Genomic DNA, 22,233 nt, shown 5'->3' with positions numbered 1-22,233 from the left:
ACGATACCTCCCATGTTAAATTTTATGCTCATGGCTGCCAAAGGTGGCCGAACACGAAAAGGGGCTACCCGAAAAGCGCCACCACCACCTAAACGTAAAGTACCTTGGTGGCTATGGCTCATTGTGCCAGGCCTGTTAGCGGCCTTTATCTTTGTATTAGTAAAGATCTCTACTGTTACACCTCAGCCTGCCAGTGCTCCGACTATCAAGCCAGCGCCTGTTGTCAAACCTGCGCCCGCTCAAAAAGCGACACCTGAACCAAAGCAGGAAAAGACTGCTAAGTCCGCGGACACCAAAAAAGAAACCTTCGAGTTCTATCAGATTTTGCAAGACAGTGAAGTTGATACCAGTCATGTGGACGCTTATCACTACACTCCACGTGGTGAGCAAGACTTTTACTACATGGTTCAAGCGGCTTCGTTCCGATCCAATGAAGAAGCGGACCGATTGCGTGCGAAACTCATTTTATCTGGATTAGAGGCCGCTATTCGTAAGACATCCGGTGATAACGGCGTTTGGTATCGGGTTGTCGTCGGCCCCTTCGACACGCGTTCCGCCGAAAACCGTGCTCAAGACAAGCTAGTCAGTATGGGCATCGAGTCTTACACCTACAAAGTAAAAAAAGAGCAATAACCCTCAAAGCGTTGTCAAAGCCTATTGGCAACGCTTGAAATCCTCAGCTATACCCCCATTTCGGTTATTAATCGAATTTGGAGTAAACCATGACTACGATTCTAACCGTACGCAAAGATAACCAAGTCGTCGTTGGTGGCGATGGGCAAGTATCACTTGGCAACACAGTGATGAAAGGCAACGCGCGCAAAGTACGCCGTTTATATCGCGGTGAAGTCATTGCAGGCTTCGCGGGGGGGACTGCGGACGCATTCACTCTATTCGAACGCTTCGAAGGGCAACTTGAAAAACATCAAGGTCATCTGGTTCGAGCCGCGGTAGATCTGGCAAAAGACTGGCGTTCAGACAAAGCACTGCGCAAGCTTGAAGCGATGCTTATTGTCGCCAACGCAGACAGCACCCTTATTATTACCGGTACTGGAGATGTCGTTGAACCTCAGCATGGCGCGTTAGCCATTGGTTCTGGTGGTAACTACGCAGAAGCTGCGGCGCGTGCTTTGATCGATAACACTGACCTAAGCGCTAAAGACATCGTAGAAAAAAGTCTGAATATTGCTGCGGATATTTGTGTCTTCACAAACCACAACTTGACGATCGAAACGATTAATATCGATCACAAGCTAGAAGACCACACGCAATAGCATTCAACTAGATGAATTTGAGAGACTGTATTATGAGCAACATGACTCCACGTGAAACGGTCAATGCATTAGACCAACACATTATTGGCCAACAAAGTGCCAAACGCGCCGTAGCAATCGCTCTACGTAACCGTTGGCGTCGCATGCAGCTTGATGACAACATGCGTGCTGAAGTGACCCCAAAGAATATTTTAATGATCGGTCCAACGGGTGTTGGTAAAACCGAAATCGCGCGCCGCTTAGCCAAGCTATCCAATGCACCCTTTATTAAGATTGAAGCGACGAAATTCACAGAAGTGGGCTATGTTGGCCGTGATGTGGACTCTATTATTCGCGATCTCGTTGAAACTTCGTTAAAAATGTTTCGCGAACAAGAAACGGAACGCATGAAGCACAAAGCGGAAGACGCCGCTGAGGATCGAATCTTAGATGCCTTATTGCCACCTGCTCGTGGCTTTGAAGAAGATTCGGCCAGCAGCTCCACTCGCCAGACATTCCGTAAGAAGCTACGGGAAGGTCAACTGGATGACAAAGAGATCGACATTGAAGTGTCTGATGCGCCAGTTGGCGTTGAAATCATGACGCCTCCAGGCATGGAAGAAATGACCAGCCAATTGCAGAACCTATTCTCCAATATGGGGAACGAGCGCAAGAAAAAGCGTAAAATGAAGGTTAAAGAGGCTCTGCGTCACGTGCGTGATGAAGAAGCAGCGAAGCTGGTTAATGAAGACGATCTAAAAGCGCGTGCTGTCGAAGCGGTGGAGCAACATGGCATCGTCTTTCTAGACGAAATCGACAAGGTCGCAAAAAGCTCAGAACGCTCCAGTGGCGAAGTGTCACGCGAAGGTGTACAACGTGATTTATTACCTCTTATCGAGGGCTGCACCGTGAACACCAAATACGGCATGATCAAGACCGACCATATTCTATTCATTGCATCGGGCGCCTTCCATCTATCGAAGCCATCCGATCTAATTCCTGAATTACAAGGTCGTTTGCCTATTCGCGTCGAACTGGACGCTCTCACCGTAGAAGACTTCAAACGCATTCTAACGGAGCCAAGCGCCTCGTTGACCAAGCAATATGTTGCATTGGCGAAAACGGAAAACATCAATTTAAACTTTACTGATGAAGGCATTACGCGCTTGGCCGAGATCGCTTGCCAAGTCAACGAGCGCACCGAAAACATCGGCGCACGTCGCTTACATACGGTCTTGGAGCGCCTGTTAGAGGAAGTATCTTACTCTGCCAGCGACATGCCGGATGGACAACAAGTCGATATCACGGCAGCATATGTCGATGAGCAACTTGGTGAAGTTGCACAAAACGAAGATCTAAGCCAATACATCTTATAACCTACTGTATCGAGAACCCTTTATGGCAACGCCAGTCCCGACTAAAATCCACTATCATAAGCAATCTCGTGAATTGGAACTGGTGTTTGCCGATGGCGCGCAGTATCGATTGAGCGCAGAGTACCTGCGAGTTCACTCCCCCTCCGCTGAAGTACGTGGCCATGGTGCTCAGATTCCGATCCTACAGTTTGGCAAACGTGATGTTGCGATCATGGACATCGAAGGTGCGGGTAATTATGCGCTTAAAATCAGCTTTGATGATGGTCACGATACTGGGTTATACACATGGGAATACCTCTATAATTTGGGCAAGAACTATAGTGAATTATGGCAAATGTATCTTGATCGACTTAATCAAGAGGGCCGCACTCGAGAAGCTTCTAGCATTCAAATTCATCAGGTTCATTAAGTAGGATACTGACATGTCACTTAGTCTTGCCGCCTTGGGCGCTATCGAACACGCGATCAACTATGCATTAAAGCAAGATCTGCCTTCACAACGCCATTTAGCAAAGCTGGCTGGACAGCAAATTTTCTTGGAGGTTGAAGACTTCAACCTGATTCTTCAGATTCATGTGCTAGATGAAGGCGTAATGTTAGACCGTCCATCTAGCATGACTGAGGTTGAGTTGGACACCAAACTAGATACTCATGTTAAGGGGCCAAGTGGTGCATACCGAAAGCTACTCGAAGGAGATGGCTTTTTTGATGGGGACTTGCGTATTCGAGGTAATGCTCAAGCTCTGATGACCTTACATAAAGTCATGCAAGGCTTTGAGTTTGACTGGGAAGGGATCCTTGCGGATAAAGTTGGCGACCTACCAGCCGCCAGCTTCGCACGTCTGATTCGTACCCAATGGTCAGCGAGCAAGACTCTATCAACCAACGCTCGAGCACACTTTGTCAATTACTTGCAGTCCAACAGCGAGCTACTGCCTAGCAAAATAGAGTTTGATCATTTTGTGGATGAAGCGGAACGTCTAGGTATGAAAATCGATCGTTTAGACGCCAGATTGAAGCAGATTGCACGCAAACGCAGTTAATCAGGCATTACATCATTATCGAGTGAGGTACTGGTCGGTAATACGTTGAGCGTGGCTCTGCATCCATGATTCCAACGTTTCTGCTGGCATAGGGCGTCCATAATAATAACCCTGAATTGTCTCACAGCCATGCTGTCTTAAATAAGCCACTTGCGCTTCGGTCTCTACCCCTTCTGCAACAACAGCCATCTCAAGCCCATTCGCCATAGCAATTGTCGCGGTAACAATACATTCATCAGAATACCGCTCACCAATACCATCTATAAATGATTTATCAATTTTAAGGTACTGAGCGTTAAGCTCCTTCAAGTAACTCAACGAGCAGTATCCCGTGCCAAAATCATCAATTGCGATCGCTATTTTCGCCTCTCGTAAACGTGACAAGTTATTAAGCAACTGATTAGAACGAACCATTAATGTTGACTCGGTAAACTCAACGGCAATGGAGTCACTGCCGACGTCGTATCGTTTCATCGCATCCAATAGATCTTTCACAACTTCCGAGTTCGCCATCTGAACAGCCGAAATATTGATAGCAACGCGCCCAAAAGAAAGCCCTTTTTGTTGCCAACGACTAATTTGAGCGAGAGTGTTTTCGATCACCCATCGACCTAGCTCAACAATCTGGCCGCTGTCTTCAGCAACAGGAATAAAGGTTGCTGGAGAAATCCATTCACCTTGGCAATGCCATCTCAGCAGTACTTCCAATCCATGTAGCTGCTCGGTTTGCGAATCTATTTGTGGTTGAAAATTGAGCATCAGTTGATCATCAGCCTGCATGGCGTCTTTTAGCAGTCGCTGCATTCTGACACGATTCTGCATACTCACGTCCATTGATTCGTCAAACATTCGGTACGTGTTCTTACCAGATTGTTTTGCACGGTACATCGCTAAATCCGCCTGACGTAGCAACGACGACACATCTGTCATGGCGATATCAGCGAGCGCGACACCGACGCTACAGCTGACGGAAAAGGAGACGTCTTGGTATTCAAATGGGGTGGCAAGTGTCCGCACTAAATCTTGGGCAAGGCGTTGTGGCGCGTTTTCACTGTGTATGGGGTACAAAAGCACAGCAAACTCATCACCACCTAGACGTGATAATTTGGCATCATCAGGGAGTACCCGAAGCAGCTTTGTAGCCGTTCGCTTCAGGAGCACATCACCCGCATCATGCCCCAGAGTATCATTAATTTCTTTAAAGCGATCTAAGTCTATAAATATGAGCGCAATCGAGCCACTTTGATGGGTCGCGACGCATTGCGCCAATTCCGCTTCAAAATAACGACGATTGGCTAGGCCTGTTAAATCATCATGCTGGGCGAGAAACAAGACTTTTTCTTCAGCTTCTTTTCGCGCGGTAATGTCTTCATGCACGGCAATGAAATATTCAACATTTTTTTTACTGTCCAGTATCGGAGTAATCGTTTGATCAACAGACACCAAAGAACCATCCCGACGTCGATTGACCAGTTCGTTGCGCCAGCTTTTGCCCGCTGAAATGGTAGTCCATAAATTGTGAAAAAACGGACGTTCATGAACACCAGAATTTAAAATTCTGGGGGTTTTACCCCTTACCTGCTTCAAGCTATAGCCTGTTAACTTGGTAAACGCATCGTTCACCCATTCAATCTTACCTTTTGGATCTGTAATAAAGATCGCATTGGCAGTATTACGAATCGCCATACTCAGCAAATAATTACTGCCTTGAATTTTCTCTCGCTTCGCTCGCAACACAATGTACATAATCAGCATCATCAGTAGCGCAATGGCTAGGATAATAAAGACAAACTTAACCACTTCCGCATCACGCTCCCAGCGGACTAGCGCGTCGTCATCATAGGAGCGCATCAGCATCACCAAAGGCAAAAAAGAGGTTGAACGGTAGCTCTCTAAAAAAGCACGCTCCTCGACAGCGCTACGATAATCCCCCCAAGCCTGATCTCTAATAGATCGCCGCGTCCTGTCTGCGAGCGCATCAGCACCTTCTCCGACTACCTTTTGGCCGCTAAATAGATACAAAGAGACTTCTCTTTGCCCTGACGCAACAGATTGAAATAGGCTTCTGTAATAATTGAGGTTGATCGAGCCAATGACAAAACCCTCTAACACGTCGTCAATAAAGAAGGGCACGCACGCAGGCCAATAGCTTAGGCCCTTTCTCACACTGGCATCCCCCCAATATCGCCCGGACGCTGGTTCAAGAAAACGAAGATCGCCTTGGCGTATATCACCGTCCACAGGCATGCAGCTTTGCGCTTGTACCACCGGTACAACTTGGATATCTCTTAATTGTGGCAAGCTATGCAAGGTTTGCGTTTTAATGCTCTCGAATGTCTGTGGTGAACGACTAAGAACCTCAGAAGCCAAGGATTGTAAAGCGTTGTCAACCGCTTGCAGAGATAAAACAACGGACTCTTCCAATGCATATATCAGCGCATCATTGGTAGATTTTTGCTCATTTAGCGCACGCTCATAGCCACGAGACAAGACCTGTTGTAGGCTCACCAGCATGACCAACAAGACAACAAGTGCACTTACGACAATGACAGGTTGATGTCGTATGAGATTTGATCCAAATTTAAGAAAGTTTATTAACACAGATCAGTTCGCTGCTTTTAAATGTATGAATAATAACTGTAGCTTATAGGTTTGAATTTTTAAGGTGTTGATATATGTCAGGATGGAGTTTATCTAGTTTTATCATTGTCGCGTGCTGTTTACTATCGCAACAAGCGTTCTCTGTTGATCAGAATAGTAGCACGCTTAAACAAATTGAACAGCGCGGCACATTGAATGTCTGTATTTGGCCCGAATACTTTTCTATCACTTATCAAAACCCACGCACAGCTCGGCTGGAAGGCATTGATATTGAGTTAAGCCAAGCCTTAGCCAATGATTTAGGCGTCCAGCTGAACTATGTCACCACTCATTTCGGTCGGTTTATAAAGGATTTGAATGCCAAGCAATGCGATATCGCTATGTTTGGCGTTGGCAATACCGCCAGTCGACGAGAGCTTGTTGATTTCAGTGAACCTTATCTATCAAGTGGTATATACGGCATTCGTGTTAAAAATCACCCGTTTTTACGTTCTTGGTCCGATATGGATCAAGAGGGTGTCATTGTTTGTGTGCAAAAAGGCACTTACATGGAAAACCTCATGCGTCAGCAGTTGAAACATGCCCAAATATCAACGGTGATCAAACCAAAAGAGCGGGAACTAGAAGTGCTTTCAGGTCGTGCAGATGTGTTCATCACAGACTATCCATACAGCCAAAAAATTCTCAGCGTTTACGATTGGGCAGAGCTGATTGAGCCAAAAAACCAAACTCGGCAATTTCAATATGCGTATGCAGTCGCCAAGGATGACCCTCTCTGGCTTGCACGAGTGAATCAGTTTGTGAGAGATATCAAACAAGATGGCCGATTAATGAAAGCTGCTAAGAACAATGCCCTATCACCGATTGTGATTCTTGACGACGAGTCATAATCCAGTGCGATGCTCACAAAAAAGCCCGCTTTTATAAAGCGGGCTTTTTCAACTCAATTAGCGCATTACATGCGCTCTAATGTCTCAATACCGAGCAAAGACAGACCAAGCTGCAAGGTGGAAGCCGTATTCAAAGCCAGCTGAAGGCGGCTCTCTTTCAATCCTGATTCTGCTGCTAATATTGGACACGCTTCGTAGAAGGTCATGAAGACACCCGAAAGCTCATACAAATACGCACACAAGAAATGTGGCATACCATCGCTAACCACTTGCTGAATGGCCTCTTCAAACTGAAATAGTTTAACCGCGAGTGCGCGCTCCTGCTCTGCTGCAATCGTAATCGGCGCATTAATCGAAGAAACATCTATCTCAGAACGACGAACAATACTTGCGACACGAGAGTAGGCATAAAGTAAGTACGGTGCCGTGTTGCCTTCAAAGCTGAGCATATTATCCCAGTTGAACACATAATCTGACGTGCGGTTTTTTGATAAATCGGCGTATTTAACGGAGGCAATTCCGACTACGCGCCCCACATTGCGCTGCTCATCTTCCGCCATGTCAGGGTTCTTCGATGCAACCAATTGAAAAGCACGCTCTTGCGCTTCCTCTAATAGCGCAGACAGCTTAGCGACACCGCCAGAACGCGTTTTAAATGGTTTACCATCGCTGCCCATCACTGTGCCAAATGGCATATGCTCTAGGCTGGTGGTTGGTTCTACGAAGCCCGCCTTACGGGACAAAGTGAAGATTTGCTGAAAGTGCAATGATTGGCGTGCATCAACAAAATACAACACGCGATCAGCATTCAATACCTTTTGACGGTAACGCACAGCCGCGAGATCTGTGGTGGCGTATAGGAAGCCTCCCCCGGTTTTCTGCACAATAATCGGCGTAATCTCACCATCTTTGTTCGCGAACTCTTCCATAAACACACATTTCGCGCCATCAGATTCTTGCAATAAACCTTGCGTTTGCAGCTCGTTGATTACATTTTCTAAATCATCGTTGTAGGCACTTTCTGGCATGACGTCTTGACGAGCAAGAGAGACACCCAACATCTTGTAAGTTTCTTCACAGTGCGCCATCGAAATATCGATAAACTCATTCCAAAGCGCCAAACACTCTTCATCACCAGACTGCAATGCAACCACTAACTCACGAGCACGGGCGGCAAACGCCTCATCGTCGTCAAAGCATGTTTTAGCTGCTCGGTAAAACGTTTCTAAATCTGATAGCGCCATACTGATTTTGGAATTCTGGGCCCGTAAGCGCTCCATGTACGCCAACAACATACCAAACTGAGTCCCCCAATCACCAACATGGTTTTGACGTACCACTTTATGACCGAGGAATTCTAGGGTGCGCACTACTGCATCACCAATCACCGTGGAGCGTAAATGCCCAACGTGCATTTCTTTTGCAAGATTAGGGGCCGAGTAATCAACCACTACCGTTTGAGGATCAGCCACCACAGCAACATCTAAACGCTCGCTTTTACGTTGTTCGCCTAATTGAGCCCCTAGCCATTCGTTTTTCAAGAAAATATTGATAAAGCCAGGGCCTGCAATATCGACTTTTTCGGCGATGTCAGACAAATCCAACTGTTCAAGTACTTTAGCCGCGAACTCACGAGGGTTGGTGCCAATTTTTTTAGCAGCCCCCATGATGCCATTGGCTTGGTAGTCACCAAATTGTACTTTTGCAGATTGGCGAACCAATGCTGGCGCATCATCAGCCGCTCCAGATGCGACCATAGCGGCTTGAATACGTTGATTAAGAAGCGTTTGAATATTCACGAGAAAACCCATTTATAGAATCACACAACCCTCTGGTCAGCGCACTGACCAGAGGGTTGTCGTGTTATTTGAAGTTGGCGCTATGATAACCGATTTTCAGCGTTTTAGCGAAAGAACAGCTTGCACGCTGGATTGTCGTTTTCATCTTGATACGGGTAACCCAATTCGTCTAAATAGCGCGTCACGTCCGTCTCTTCACCGACGGCTTGCAAGCCAACTAAGACACGACCATACGCATCGCCATGATTACGATAATGAAACATGGAAATGTTCCATTGCCCACCTAACGTATTCAAGAATTTCAGCAAAGCGCCTGGACGTTCAGGGAATTCAAAACTGTACAGCAACTCACCTTTCTCACTGCGCAAATGGCCACCAATCATATGGCGAACATGCACTTTCGCAGTTTCATCATCCGTCAAATCAATGATTTCGTATTCTTTTAAATCATGCAGTAATTCTTCGCGGCTATGCGGGCTGCCTCCCAATGCTACACCGACAAAAATCACCGCTTCGTTTGCATCACTATAGCGGTAGTTAAACTCGGTAATAGAACGCCCCACCAAAGCCTGACAGAAATCCTTAAAACTACCCGGAGATTCTGGAATTTTGACGGCGATGATCGCTTCTCGTTTTTCACCCAATTCAGCGCGCTCAGACACGTGACGCAAACGATCAAAATTGACGTTTGCGCCAGAGTTGATTGCCACTAAGCGCTGACCCAACGCCCCTTCACGCTCGATGTATTTTTTCAATCCTGCTAGCGCACACGCACCTGCTGGCTCGGTTATGGCACGGGTATCATCGTAGATGTCTTTGATCGCCGCACACATTTCGTCCGTGTTCACAGTGATGACTTCGTCTACACATTCTTTTGCAATGTCGAACGTATTTTTACCGATTTCAGCGACCGCAACCCCTTCCGCAAATATGCCAACCGTAGGCAAGCGAATTGGATGCCCTACTTCAAGTGCCGCTTTTAAACATGCCGCATCCGTTGGCTCAACACCAATGATTTTGATTTCTGGGCGCAAGTACTTGATGTAGGCCGACACGCCAGCAATCAGACCACCGCCGCCAACAGGAATAAACACAGCGTCGATGTCGCCTTCTATCTGACGCAACAGTTCCATCCCGATAGTACCTTGACCAGCAATGGTGTCGATGTCATCAAATGGGTGAACATACACTTGGCCTGTTTTCGCCATAATCTCTTGCGATTTAGCATACGCCGCATCAAATGCATCGCCCGACAGTACCACTTCCGCACCACGAGCACGCACTGCGTTTACTTTTACGTCTGGTGTGGTTTCAGGCATCACAATCGTTGCTTTAATGCCAAGCTTTTTGGCCGCAAGCGCTAGTCCTTGAGCATGATTGCCAGCGGAGGCTGCGATAACGCCTTTGGCACGCTCTTGTTCAGATAGTTGAATAATTTTGTTGTATGCGCCACGAATCTTAAACGAGAACACTGGCTGTAGGTCTTCTCGCTTCAAAATAATATCGTTTCCCATACGCTCAGAAAGTTGCGTGGCTGGGGTAACGGGAGTTTCTACGGCGACGTCATACACTGGCGCCCTTAGAATTTTTTTGATGATCGTATGAGGCATATACATTCCTGCTTTTTTCTTTGAAAGCACGTCAACCGTGTGACGTTTAAGAGGTAAATCTGCTAAAAAATGAACACGCAATATACTCCTTCCGCCCTTTATGAGCAAAGCCTAGAGCTGTATTTGAATGCTTTTTGCGCGAACACAGCAACTTCCTCCTAGAGGGGTAACAAAAGGCACACTAACTGACTATAATGTGCCCACCCTAAAGGGATGCTATTTCATAAAATCGCTCACAGGTTGTTACCCAGCATGACACAAGATGAATTAAAACAAGCCGTAGCCAAGGCCGCGGTCGACTACATTCACCCAATGCTAGAAGAAGACACCATTATTGGTGTTGGCACTGGTTCGACAGCAAACTTATTTATTGATGAATTAGCCAAACACAAAGGCTTATTCGACGGAACCGTGGCGAGCTCTGAAGCGTCAGCAGAACGCCTTAAAAGTCATGGCATTCCTGTTTATGACTTAAACAGCGTTGACAACATTCGTGTCTATGTCGATGGTGCAGATGAATCAAACGACCATCTTCACCTCATTAAAGGCGGTGGTGCTGCCTTAACGCGTGAAAAAATCGTCGCGGCATGCTCTGAAGAGTTTGTCTGCATCGCGGACGAATCAAAGCTGGTTAAGGTCCTTGGTGATTTTCCTCTGCCGGTGGAAATCATTCCCATGGCACGCGGTCATGTCGCACGTGAGCTAGTGAAACTTGGGGGAGACCCGGTATATCGTGAGGGCGTTGTGACGGACAACGGCAACCACATTCTGGATGTTTACAATCTAGAAATCCTTGATGCCATCGCGTTGGAAAAAAGCATCGATGGCATCGTTGGTGTTGTCACCAATGGTTTGTTCGCAAAGCGACCAGCGAATGTCTTACTGCTAGGCACTCAATCTGGTGTAAAAACAATTAAAGCGAAATAACTTTCACGTTTTTAATTGACGAATCGAGAACCCAACAAGGCTTTTTAACCGATTGGGTTCTCGCTTCAGATCGTTTCTAAAACCAGCGGCTTTTCCGCATCAGCAAAAACTGCCCCCCCCCTAGAACCACTAACACAACGCAAAACACCCAAAAAGCAGTGCTGTTGTCTGTCCCAGGCATACCGCCAATGTTGATTCCAAACAGTCCAGTCAGAAAACCAAGCGGCATAAAAATACCCGATAGAATGGAGAGGACGTACATACGCGCGTTCATTTTCTCCGCTTGGTGGTTCGTAAATTCTTCCTGCATTAGGACACAGCGCTCACGTAGTGACTCCAGACCTTCAACGTAGCGCGTGATCTCGTTGGCCGCTTCGTGAATATGAGCTAACTGCTCTTTCGTCATCCAAGCTTGAATATCCGTTGATAGACGCACAATCGCTTCTTTCTGCGGCACCAAAAAACGACGCAGACGAACCGTTTGTAGCCGACGCTCAACCAATACACTGCGTTGCTCAGGCAATATCTGTGAACTCATCTCTTCTTCGAGCTCCCCCAGCCTATCTTCTATCCCGTCTATGATACCTGCCATTCGTACGGTTAACGTATGAGTCAATGTCGCGACCAAATCCGCCACGCTCTCAGCTCCGACACCTTGCTCCAATTGCGTCACTTGGTCCATTACAGATAACAAGCGCCGACGGCGAGTCGATACTACGAAATGCGGAGTCATCCACAAGCGTAATGACACCATATCTGAGGGGTCCGAATCAGGGTTCAGATTTACTCCTCGCAGAGTCACTAATATTCCGTTGCCCATTTTCACCGTACGCGGACGCGTCTCATCTGCAAATAATGCATCAACAACCGCCTCAGGGATGCTGTCGATATCATCTAACCAACGCCGTCCTTCGACTTGAGCACAGTCTAGATGAACCCAGTGCGCTCCATCATTGGGAACTTCTGTTGGCAACGTCGTTAGTTGCTCACAGCCTCCGAGGCCATCAAGTTTTAAATAATGTAATAAATAGGTCATAGTTCTCTCTTGAACAGTCTTGTGTCTACCTGAGCAATATTTATTCGCTTTTTCATACATGTTGGCTGACTGAACCGCGCGGCAGTGGCATAATTTGTCATAACGAATTAAATAGTAAAGGATCCAATACTATGCAAAGCCTCTCTCAGTTCTTGGCGTCTGGCTCTACTTCCGAATCATTGCAGGAAGTTTTATCTGTCACAACACAAACCTGCATTGAAATCTCAAACGCACTGAAGAAAGGCTCGCTTGCTGGGATTCTAGGGATGGCAGGCAATGAAAACGTACAAGGTGAAGAGCAGAAAAAACTAGATGTCATCTCTAACAATATGCTGAAAAGTGCTTTGTTAGCTTCACCTGTGGTCCGCGCTATTGCTTCTGAGGAAGAAGATGACATTGTGCCAGCTCATACCGATGGAGAGTACCTGATTGCATTTGATCCACTTGATGGATCGTCCAATATCGATATCAACTCTATGGTCGGCACCATCTTCTCCATCTATCACCAAACTGGAACAGCACCCGCCACCGAAGCAGACTTCCTACAACCAGGTAAAAATCAAGCCGCGGCGGGTTATGTACTTTACGGCCCTTCTACTATGTTGGTCTTTACCACGGGTAATGGCGTTAGCATGTTCACGTTGGACGTTGATAAAGGTGAATTTGTTCAAACCCAACCGACTGTAGAGGTACCGAAAGATACCCAAGAGTTTGCGATCAACATGTCCAACCAAAGATTCTGGGCAGCGCCGATGCAGAGCTATGTCACTGATCTCATCTCGGGTAAAGAAGGCCCACGTGAGAAAAACTTCAATATGCGTTGGGTTGCGGCGATGGTTGGGGACGTTCATCGCATTCTTTGCCGTGGTGGTATTTTCATCTACCCATGGGACAACAAAGATCCAAGCAAACCTGGTAAGCTTCGCTTAATGTATGAGGCAAACCCAATGGGGATGCTAATCGAGCAGGCGGGTGGTAAAGCCTTTACGCATACAGACCGCATTCTTGATATCCAGCCTGAAGGCATTCACCAGCGTGTTGCTGTGGTACTAGGGGCTGCGAACGAAGTCGATACATGTCTTAGCTACAAATAGACACACAAGCAATACGCCTGTTAAAAGCCCCCCGATAATTCTCTATCGGGGGGCTTTTTATATCCAATCCATTCTCACGTTCGCTACGTATAAATCAATTCTCGTAGACTGGACTCAACACATGACACCCTACTCTAACAGCGATGAACATCAATCTAGAATCATTGAAATGGCATGGGAAGACCGCACTCCATTTGAAGCGATTGAACAAGAATACGGATTAGCTGAAAAAGATGTAATCAAGCTGATGCGGTCACATCTCAAATCAGGCAGCTTTCGTACCTGGCGCGCTCGTGTGTCTGGTCGCGCGACCAAACATCAACGCCTTCGTAGCACAGATGTTTCTCGCGGCTATGCCCCCGCTCAATACAAACCTTGCCATGGCGCAAAGCCTCGTTCGCGTTAACCATATACATCAACGATGAATAGATCTTCTCTCGAACGAATACGGCGAATCGATGCTAAGTAGGTTTTTCCATTCAACTCCAGCATTACACTGGCGGCTATCTCATTGACGTTAGAAAGATTCGTTAGTATCAAAGATTTTGAAACATACGCCTTTAACTTAGAAAAATTCTCCGAGAAGGCGACAGGCTGAGCACTGGTATAACTCCCCATATTTCGCCCAGTTTCATCAAAGATAAACGTCTGCACAATATTCAAATTTACCTCCAAGTTAACATCACATATTGAAAAAACGAGGCTAAAGGCCTCGACTAAAAGCTACGTACACTATTTCGCAGCGCGCTTTTTCTGGCGTCGAATAATCCACAACACCAGTAGAAATGCAGGAATAAAAAACCACTCTTTTGCTGGTCGCTGGTTTTCAATATCAAACCCTGTCACTTCCCAATCGAAATCCAACTTCATCTGCTCAGCAACGCCGCCAAACGCTAAACTGTCAATGAAGAGGCGACCTTCTTCATCACGTAATTCAATGCCTGCGCCGTCATACAGGCGATTGCTTGCACTGCCAGTCGGAGCCAGCGGTAAGTTCACGGTGGTTTCAATCCAGCGACCATCCAGATTTTCACCTTCGACAGCCAATCGTACGTTTTCCATTTCAGGATGCTGTTCGATATAGTGCATCAGCTCTGCGCCCGCATAATGCTCATGGGGAGGAAGTAATTGATCTAACCAAAAACCAGGACGAAACAAGGTAAATGCCACGACCAGTAACACGGCACTTTCCCAGTGTTTGCTACGAGCAAAAAAGTAACCTTGTGTGGCAGCCGCAAAGATCAACATGGCAGCCAAAGCAACAAAGAACACGACAATGCCTTGCCACCACGTCACATCAATCAGCAGCAGGTCTGTATTGAAAATAAATAGAAACGGCAATAAAGCGGTACGCATGGAATAGAAAAATGCCGTAAAGCCTGTCTTAATCGGATCTCCACCCGACACGGCAGCCGCCGCAAATGAGGCCAGTCCCACCGGAGGCGTGACATCAGCCATGATGCCGAAATAGAACACGAACATATGAATGGCAATCATAGGGACAATCAAACCAGACTGTGCCCCCAGCTCTACGACGACGCTGGCCATGAGAGACGATACTACGATGTAGTTCGCCGTCGTCGGCAACCCCATCCCCAAAATTAAGGAGATCAAAGCCACCATCAGCAACATGACGATCAATATGCCGCCAGACAACAACTCGACAAACTCAGCCATCACTTGTCCGACACCTGTTAAGGTGACGGTGCCCACAATAATGCCAGCGGTGGCCGTCGCAACGCCGATGCCAATCATATTTCGAGCACCTGTGATCAGCCCTTCGACAAGATCCCAGACACCCAACGCTACGTGGCTCTTTATATTAGACTGCTTACGAAACCAAGCCTTGAGAGGCTTTTGAGTCACTAAAATAAAAGCCATCAACAGGCTGGCCCAGAAAGCGGACAAGCCAGGTGATTTACGCTCCACCATGAGAAACCAAATCAATACCACCAGAGGCACTAAGTAGTACAAACCCGCGCGATAAATGTCTGCAAATACGGGCAATTTAACAATCGCACCTTCGGTGGTGTCCATGTCCAAGTCTTTGCTTTTAGCAGACATGTACAACAGCCCCATATAGCCTCCGATCACTAACGCTAATAACCCGATATGTGACCATCCTCCCAACACCCATTTGATGGCTAAAACTAAGTAATACAGAACCCCAGCCAAAATCATCACACTCGAAACGATGATTCCGCTGCGCAGAATCGCAACTTTCCAAGGGCGTGCTGGTGTTGCTCGTGGCAATCCACGCATGTCAGCTTTTAGCGCTTCCAAGTGCACGATATACAGTAAGGCAATGTACGATATGGTTGCAGGCAAGAAGGCGTGCTTGACGACCTCAATGTAAGAAATCCCAACATACTCCACCATCAAGAACGCCACCGCCCCCATAACAGGCGGCATAATCACACCGTTCACTGACGAAGACACTTCTACGGCACCTGCTTTCTCAGGGCTAAAACCTACTTTTTTCATGAGAGGGATGGTGAAGGTACCGGTGGTGACGACATTGGCTATCGACGAGCCAGAGATCAACCCTGTCATTGCGGACGACAACACGGCTGCTTTTGCTGGGCCACCCCGCATATGCCCAAGTAACGCAAATGCAACTTGTATAAAGTAATTACCAGCACCTGCTTGGTTTAACAACGCACCGAATAATACAAATAGAAAAACAAAACCCGAAGACACGCCTAAGGCAATACCAAACACACCTTCTGTCGTCAGCCACATATGCGTCATGGCTTTTTCAAACGAAGCGCCTTTCCAACGCAACACTTCAGGTAACCAAGACGCATCACCGAAGAACACGTACAGCAGGAAGAAAATAGCGACGATCATTAAAGGTGGCCCAAGTGAGCGACGCGCAGCCTCCAATGTTAATAACAATCCAATGCCAGCTACAACAAGGTCTAAGGTCGTTGGCAGGCCTGGGCGCATAGCCAGTTCGTCGTTAAATAAAAATAAATAAGCGGCACAGAATGCTCCTACCGACGCGAAGATGTAGTCTAACCAAGGAATACGGTGGGTAGGGCTACGACTGAAAGCCGGAAAGGCGAGAAACGCTAGACTCACAGCAAATGCAAGATGCAAGGCTCTTGACTGAGTGTCATTTAAAAAACCAAAGCCAAATTGCGACGGTAACGGCGAGCCAATCCATAGCTGAAACAAGGACCAACACAGCGGTAATAGAAACAGTAACGCTAGCGCAATACGTCCGGTCGGAGCGCGTTTTCCGGTATCTGCTTCGGCAACCATTTCGTCCAGTTTATTGGTATCCAGCGTTTGAGAAGTATGGGTCGACATAGACGTGTCCAAACAAATTTTTAAAGAAGTAAAAGCGCTAACAATCGTTGGCGCTTTTATATGAGCAAACTGCATTCAATTAAGTATTAGGGATTACTTAATCAAACCTTGCTCGCGGTAATACTTCTCTGCACCGGGGTGCAAAGGAGCAACCAAAGAAGAATGCACCATTTCTAATGGCTGGAGCCGAGCAAAAGCAGGGTGTAGACGCTTGAATGACTCAAAGTTCTCAAACACAGCTTTGGTCATTTCATACACGACTTTGTCAGAAACGTTTGTAGACGTCACAATCGTTGCTTTGGGACCAAAGGTTACAACGTCATTTGGATTGCCGTTGTACATGCCACTAGGAATGATCGCTTGAGAGAACTCCGAGTGTTTCTTCTGTACCGCCAAAGAGGTGTCATCAATGAGAGGAATCATTCGCACGTCACACGTCGTTGTTGCTTCTTGCGCAGAACCGTTTGGCAGCCCTGCAACGAAAATGGTGACATCAAATTTGTCATCGCATAGCGCTTGAGCCATTTCAGAAGATTTAAGCTCCGCCGCAAACGCAAAATTGTCTGTCGTCCAACCTTTTTCTGCCATCATCAGCTCCATCATGGATCGGTTACCTGAGCCTGGGTTGCCGATATTGACGCGCTTACCTTCCAAATCATCAAAAGATTGAATCCCTGAATCAGCACGGGCCATTAAATGGATGGGCTCAGGGTGAAGTGAGAATACTGAGCGAAGTTCTGGGAATGGATTATCTTGGAATTGGCCTTTACCAGCCAAAGCCGCTGCCTGAACATCGGATTGCGCGACACCAAACTCTAATTCACCGGCACGAATACTGTTGACGTTGTAACCCGATCCGCCAGTCGATTCGACAGAACAACGGATTCCGTGCTCTTTACGTTCTTTATTCAGCATCCGACAAATTGATCCGCCTGCTGGGTAATACACACCTGTTACTCCACCAGTACCAATTGAGACGAATTGCGTATCAGCCACGGTCAAAGTCGAAGTCGCAGTTATCACAGAGACAAGTGCTGTTTTAAGCAGTGCGTTTTTCATTGAAAATTCCTCGTAGTGTCATTTTTTTGTTATGAAATCATCAAAAACGAGGGAGACATCGCAAGGATAGTGCCAAACAACGAAAAACCATTTAACTCATTGAAAATAAAGAATATTTTAAGTTTTACAAGACTGTATTGGGATGCTGACCGTTATAACTTTTGTTATAAGTCATTTGGCCGCTTGAAGGGGGTTGAGCGCAATACACTAGCATTGATGGGCAATAGATGAGGGTTTATAACGTTTTTCATACTTATAACAAAAGTTATAAGTGACGTTTTATACCTCCGAAGTCACGGCTTCTAATTCCCGCTAAGAGCCGCTAAGATGCCTATTCTTACGCTTTTTGTAGATTATTTGTACAGATGAAACTTTCCTTAAGTTGGTTGCTGATCTCTTTTCTGATGACACAGTTCGCATGGTCACTTGAACGCGTTGGACCTAATGGACAAAGCCAACAAAAGCGCGTGGTACACATCGCCGCAGATTATAATTATCCTCCATATGAATTCACCGACGAAAGAGGCAATCCAGCAGGTTATAACGTTGAACTCAGCTACGCCATCGCAGAAGTGATGGGGTTTCAGATTGAGCTCACCATGACCGATTGGAAAAGCGCTTACGCTGGCCTTTTGGATGGTACCTACGACGTATTACAAGGTATCGCCCACTCTGAGGAACGCGCGAAGCTGATCAAGTTCTCCTCGCCCCATTCGATCGTTAATCAGTCTCTTTTTGCTCGAAAAGACGGTCCTAAAGTGGACGATATCAGTGAGATATCTGGTCATGAAGTCTTAGTTCAAAACGCCAGCATCATGCACGAATACCTCAAACAGCGAGTGCCAGGCGCTATTATTATTCCTGTTCCCACACATTCCGATGCTCTTCGCCTGTTAGCATCAGGTAAATACGATTTCGCTCTCACCGCCAACCTTCCGAGCCTATACCTGAGCAAAGAGCTAGGACTCAGCAACATCGAGCCCATTGCACGACCCGTTGCAGGACAACGCTTAGGCTATGGCGCCCTTCCCAAAAATGAAGATCTAATTGCTCTGTTCAGCGAAGGTTTGGCCATTCTAAAGAACACAGGCCGTCAACAAGAAATCTACGATAAATGGCTTGGCACGTTGGATGGTCCAAAAGTTCAATGGAAAAAGCTAGGACAATACGCCTTCTATACCATCTTGGTTTTGTTAGTCGTACTCGGCGGGATCATGGTCTGGAATACCATGCTCAGAAAAGAAGTCGAAAAGCGCTCACGCGAGTTAAAAGCTCACCAAGAGCAGCTTATTCAAGCCGATAAAATGGCCTCTCTTGGCGTACTTGTGTCTGGCGTCGCTCACGAAATCAACAACCCAACTGGGCTTCTCATGCTCAATATCCCGATCCTCAAATCTGCATGGGAAGACGCCTTACCTTATTTGGATAAACAAGCAGAAGAAGAGAAAGACCTCACTTTAGGAGGGCTTCCTTATCAGCGAATCAAAGGCGAAATCCCCTATCTATTAGAAGAAATGCAGAACAGTACAGATCGCATTCGTAATATTGTTAATGATCTAAAAGATTTTGCTAGGGAACAACCCGATGAAGTTGCCCATGAGGTTGATCTAAATGTGGTGGTTGCAACGGCCGTTCGTTTAGTCGACCAGTCCATACGTACCGCTACGGACTGTTTTGAATTACTGTTGGACCATCGGAAGCCGACCGTACTAGGTAGCTCACAACGCATTGAACAAGTACTCATTAACCTGATTCTAAACGCGTGTGACGCGCTGGAATCAAAAGATGGCTCTTTACGTGTCTCTACTTCCATAAGCCAAGATGGGGGTGAGGCTATGATTAGGATCGTAGACGGCGGCTGCGGCATTCCTGCTGACGTTATATCTCGACTTACCGACCCTTTTTACACCACTAAACGTGAAAGAGGTGGTACAGGGCTAGGGCTGTCTGTCTCCGCAGGTATTATAAAGGCACTTCAAGGCCGACTGTCGTTTGATTCGACAGAGGGTAAAGGAACTACCGTAACCGTAACATTTCCCTTACTCAACCAATGATGTGTCATACAACACATTCGGCATCAATTGAGGGCCATACATTGAAACAAACGCTTTACCCACAATTTAAACTTCTGCTTGTAGATGACGAACCCTCTTTCCTGCGGAGCATGTCTCTTACTCTTGAACGCTACGGCTTCAATAATCTCATTACCTGTACCGATCCTAAGCAAGTAGCAAAGATCATGGCCGACGAATACGTTGGCTTAGTGTTGCTGGATCTAACAATGCCGACCATGTCAGGGCAGGAAATTCTCACATGGCTCAATGAAGAATTCCCAGATGTTTGTGTGATCATATTCAGCGGTATTAACCAGGTGGACGCTGCCGTCGACTGCGTTAAGCGGGGAGCATTTGATTACATCGTAAAAACAACAGATCAAGAACAAATACTTGAAGCGATTAAACGTGCCATCCACACTCAAGAACTCAGCCTAGAGAACCAAGCCCTGCGTGCGCAGCTACTCTCCCAAGACCTTGAAAAAGCCGATTGCTTCACAGATTTCGTCACAGCTGACCCTAAGATGATGTCCACTTTCCGCTACTTAGAATCCATATCCAACAGCAGCCAGCCTGTTCTGATCACAGGAGAAAGCGGTGTTGGTAAAGAACTGATCGCAGGTGCAATTCATGAACTGAGTGAACGAACTGGCCCCCTAGTCACCGTAAATGTCGCCGGTTTAGACGACAATATATTTTCAGACACCTTATTTGGGCATGCCAAAGGTGCATTTACTGGAGCCGATAGAGTACGCCCAGGCCTAGTGGAAAGTGCCGCAGGAGGTACTCTATTTTTAGATGAAATCGGAGATCTTAGTCCAACCTCTCAAATAAAATTATTACGTCTTTTGCAAGAAGGTGAGTACTACCCCATTGGCAGCGACCGACCGAAACGCATACAAGCTCGTGTTATTGTCGCCACACATCAAGACCTAGTGCAGCAACAACAAAACGGACACTTCCGTAAGGATCTTTACTATCGATTGCGCACGCACATGGTGAGAATCCCACCTCTTAGAGAGCGACTCAACGATTTACCATTGCTCATCGAGCACTTTGTCCATGCTGCCTCCAAAGAGCTTCAAAAACCTCCAATAAACATCCCATCCAATCTCATCAAGCAACTCCATAGATATGAGTTTCCAGGCAATGTTCGAGAGTTACGAGCGCTCGTATTTGATGCGGTCAGTCAAAGCCAAAATAATGAGTTAAGTTTGATACCCTTTACATCTGTCATCGATGCAAGCAACCAAAGTTACACCCATCAAAATGTGTTGTTCTCAGAAGACGAGCCTCTACCCAGTTTAACGCAATTAAATAAACTTCTTGTCGAAGAAGCCATGCGTCGAGCAAATCATAATCAATCGCTTGCATCACGAATGCTAGGCATATCGCAACCCGCTCTCAGTAAACGCCTCAAGAATATGAAAGTAGGAAGTGACTAAAATGTACTCTCTTAAACAATGCGGAAGGAATGTCGCGATAGCGTGTAAAACACTGACCGTAGCTTGATTAAGCCCCTGACAAACTCCATAGTTTGTTGTCAGAGATGATTATCTAATATGAAAGAGGACAGTACGACATGGACTTAATTCGGATTCTTTTCTCCGTTTTGTTACCACCGCTAGGTGTATTTCTTCAGGTCGGTATAGGCGGAGCGTTCTGGCTTAATATTCTGCTAACCATATTGGGCTACATTCCAGGTATTATTCATGCTGTATGGGTAATCGCTCGTCGATAAACGTTTTATCGTTTTCATTATGCAAGTTCCCAAATTTTGACGCCTAGCTTTGCTAGGCTTTTTTTTGCCTCAATACATGCTACGAAGCCAAAGCCTCAAAAGGCACTCTAACCCTTACCAGCGCTTGCAGAGAGGAACAAGCAATTAACAAGATATGTAAGCACTGTTCGTGCTTGCATGAGGAGCTAAACCTTGTCCTAAGTGCTGAGCACCGATAGGAGGGATTTTCACCAGACACAAAAAAGCCCTGACCATTGCTGATCAGGGCTTCGTATTTGAAGCTTGACGACGACCTACTCTCACATGGGATCTCCCACACTACCATCGGCGATGGCGCTTTTCACTTCTGAGTTCGGGATGGGATCAGGTGGTTCAACGCCTCTATGATCGTCAAGCAAACCGGTGTGCGTTTCGTTATGAGTGATCGGATGTGGA

At 46.6% G+C, this 22,233-nt stretch carries 19 protein-coding genes and 1 rRNA gene; 12 read left to right on the top strand and 8 right to left on the bottom strand.

All coding sequences use genetic code 11. The features are described from left to right. The first annotated feature begins 12 nt into the window (after positions 1 to 12). The 5 genes from DN730_RS14730 to DN730_RS14710 all read left to right on the top strand — a co-directional run bounded on the left by DN730_RS14730 (position 13) and on the right by DN730_RS14710 (position 3,672). Entirely contained in the window at positions 13 to 633 is a 621-nt protein-coding gene (locus DN730_RS14730) for an SPOR domain-containing protein (RefSeq protein WP_115468913.1), read from the top strand. A gap of 89 nt (positions 634 to 722) precedes the next feature. Next, positions 723 to 1,274, top strand: coding sequence for an ATP-dependent protease subunit HslV (gene hslV, locus DN730_RS14725; protein WP_115468912.1), 552 nt, complete (start codon positions 723 to 725; stop codon positions 1,272 to 1,274). A gap of 32 nt (positions 1,275 to 1,306) precedes the next feature. After that, positions 1,307 to 2,629, top strand: coding sequence for an ATP-dependent protease ATPase subunit HslU (gene hslU, locus DN730_RS14720; protein ID WP_115468911.1), 1,323 nt, complete (start codon positions 1,307 to 1,309; stop codon positions 2,627 to 2,629). Positions 2,630 to 2,651: 22 nt separating this feature from the next. Further along, a complete protein-coding gene (locus tag DN730_RS14715) occupies positions 2,652 to 3,038 on the top strand; it encodes a gamma-butyrobetaine hydroxylase family protein (RefSeq protein ID WP_115468910.1) in 387 nt (128 codons plus the stop codon). Between the two features lie 13 nt (positions 3,039 to 3,051). Then, a complete protein-coding gene (locus tag DN730_RS14710; RefSeq protein ID WP_115468909.1) occupies positions 3,052 to 3,672 on the top strand; it encodes a ubiquinone biosynthesis accessory factor UbiJ in 621 nt (206 codons plus the stop codon). Between the two features lie 15 nt (positions 3,673 to 3,687). On the opposite strand, the gene DN730_RS14705 is transcribed toward DN730_RS14710, so the two are convergent. Then, positions 3,688 to 6,180, bottom strand: coding sequence for a putative bifunctional diguanylate cyclase/phosphodiesterase (locus DN730_RS14705; RefSeq protein ID WP_158541223.1), 2,493 nt, complete (start codon positions 6,178 to 6,180; stop codon positions 3,688 to 3,690). A 167-nt stretch (positions 6,181 to 6,347) separates the two neighbouring features. Here DN730_RS14705 and DN730_RS14700 point away from each other — a divergent pair, with 167 nt between their 5' ends. Next, entirely contained in the window at positions 6,348 to 7,163 is an 816-nt protein-coding gene (locus DN730_RS14700; protein ID WP_115468907.1) for a substrate-binding periplasmic protein, read from the top strand. Between the two features lie 65 nt (positions 7,164 to 7,228). Here the strand turns inward: DN730_RS14700 and argS are convergent, their stop codons facing one another. Both argS and ilvA read right to left on the bottom strand, forming a co-directional pair. Beyond that, complete coding sequence (gene argS / locus DN730_RS14695; protein WP_115469061.1) at positions 7,229 to 8,962, bottom strand: arginine--tRNA ligase; 1,734 nt, start codon at positions 8,960 to 8,962, stop codon at positions 7,229 to 7,231. A gap of 104 nt (positions 8,963 to 9,066) precedes the next feature. Beyond that, positions 9,067 to 10,572, bottom strand: a complete 1,506-nt coding sequence (ilvA, locus tag DN730_RS14690; RefSeq protein ID WP_115469060.1) for a threonine ammonia-lyase, biosynthetic — start codon at positions 10,570 to 10,572, stop codon at positions 9,067 to 9,069. A 252-nt stretch (positions 10,573 to 10,824) separates the two neighbouring features. Between ilvA and rpiA the strand changes: the two genes are divergently transcribed. Further along, entirely contained in the window at positions 10,825 to 11,499 is a 675-nt protein-coding gene (gene rpiA, locus DN730_RS14685; RefSeq protein ID WP_115469059.1) for a ribose-5-phosphate isomerase RpiA, read from the top strand. A gap of 76 nt (positions 11,500 to 11,575) precedes the next feature. Here rpiA and DN730_RS14680 read toward each other — a convergent pair whose 3' ends face one another. Further along, positions 11,576 to 12,535, bottom strand: a complete 960-nt coding sequence (locus DN730_RS14680) for a zinc transporter ZntB (RefSeq protein ID WP_158541222.1) — start codon at positions 12,533 to 12,535, stop codon at positions 11,576 to 11,578. Positions 12,536 to 12,666: 131 nt separating this feature from the next. Here DN730_RS14680 and DN730_RS14675 point away from each other — a divergent pair, with 131 nt between their 5' ends. Both DN730_RS14675 and DN730_RS14670 read left to right on the top strand, forming a co-directional pair. Continuing rightward, entirely contained in the window at positions 12,667 to 13,629 is a 963-nt protein-coding gene (locus DN730_RS14675) for a class 1 fructose-bisphosphatase (protein WP_115468905.1), read from the top strand. 121 nt (positions 13,630 to 13,750) lie between these two features. Further along, complete coding sequence (locus DN730_RS14670) at positions 13,751 to 14,035, top strand: TIGR03643 family protein (protein WP_115468904.1); 285 nt, start codon at positions 13,751 to 13,753, stop codon at positions 14,033 to 14,035. Here DN730_RS14670 and DN730_RS14665 read toward each other — a convergent pair. From DN730_RS14665 to DN730_RS14655, 3 genes are all read right to left on the bottom strand, one after another. Further along, positions 14,032 to 14,292 (bottom strand): hypothetical protein, encoded by a 261-nt coding sequence (locus DN730_RS14665; RefSeq protein ID WP_115468903.1) that lies wholly within the window; start codon positions 14,290 to 14,292, stop codon positions 14,032 to 14,034. The genes DN730_RS14670 and DN730_RS14665 overlap by 4 nt on opposite strands. A gap of 69 nt (positions 14,293 to 14,361) precedes the next feature. Continuing rightward, positions 14,362 to 16,944 (bottom strand): TRAP transporter permease, encoded by a 2,583-nt coding sequence (locus DN730_RS14660; protein ID WP_115469058.1) that lies wholly within the window; start codon positions 16,942 to 16,944, stop codon positions 14,362 to 14,364. 93 nt (positions 16,945 to 17,037) lie between these two features. Beyond that, the gene (locus tag DN730_RS14655) at positions 17,038 to 18,003 is read right to left on the bottom strand and encodes a TAXI family TRAP transporter solute-binding subunit (RefSeq protein WP_115468902.1); all 966 of its coding nucleotides are present in this window, start codon (positions 18,001 to 18,003) and stop codon (positions 17,038 to 17,040) included. Between the two features lie 365 nt (positions 18,004 to 18,368). Between DN730_RS14655 and DN730_RS14650 the strand changes: the two genes are divergently transcribed. The 3 genes from DN730_RS14650 (at position 18,369) to DN730_RS14640 (ending at position 21,798) form a co-directional block, all read left to right on the top strand. After that, positions 18,369 to 20,057 (top strand): transporter substrate-binding domain-containing protein, encoded by a 1,689-nt coding sequence (locus DN730_RS14650; RefSeq protein WP_115468901.1) that lies wholly within the window; start codon positions 18,369 to 18,371, stop codon positions 20,055 to 20,057. A gap of 41 nt (positions 20,058 to 20,098) precedes the next feature. Next, complete coding sequence (locus DN730_RS14645) at positions 20,099 to 21,502, top strand: sigma-54-dependent transcriptional regulator (protein ID WP_170139028.1); 1,404 nt, start codon at positions 20,099 to 20,101, stop codon at positions 21,500 to 21,502. A 137-nt stretch (positions 21,503 to 21,639) separates the two neighbouring features. Further along, the gene (locus tag DN730_RS14640) at positions 21,640 to 21,798 is read left to right on the top strand and encodes a YqaE/Pmp3 family membrane protein (protein WP_115468900.1); all 159 of its coding nucleotides are present in this window, start codon (positions 21,640 to 21,642) and stop codon (positions 21,796 to 21,798) included. 280 nt (positions 21,799 to 22,078) lie between these two features. On the opposite strand, the gene rrf is transcribed toward DN730_RS14640, so the two are convergent. Continuing rightward, positions 22,079 to 22,193 (bottom strand): 5S ribosomal RNA (rrf, locus tag DN730_RS14635). Positions 22,194 to 22,233 lie beyond the last annotated feature (40 nt).

Source organism: Marinomonas piezotolerans, assembly GCF_003362755.1.
GTDB classification, from domain to species: domain Bacteria; phylum Pseudomonadota; class Gammaproteobacteria; order Pseudomonadales; family Marinomonadaceae; genus Marinomonas; species Marinomonas piezotolerans.
Note: the sequence above shows the minus strand (reverse complement) of the source record. Positions and strands in the feature narration are given on the sequence as shown.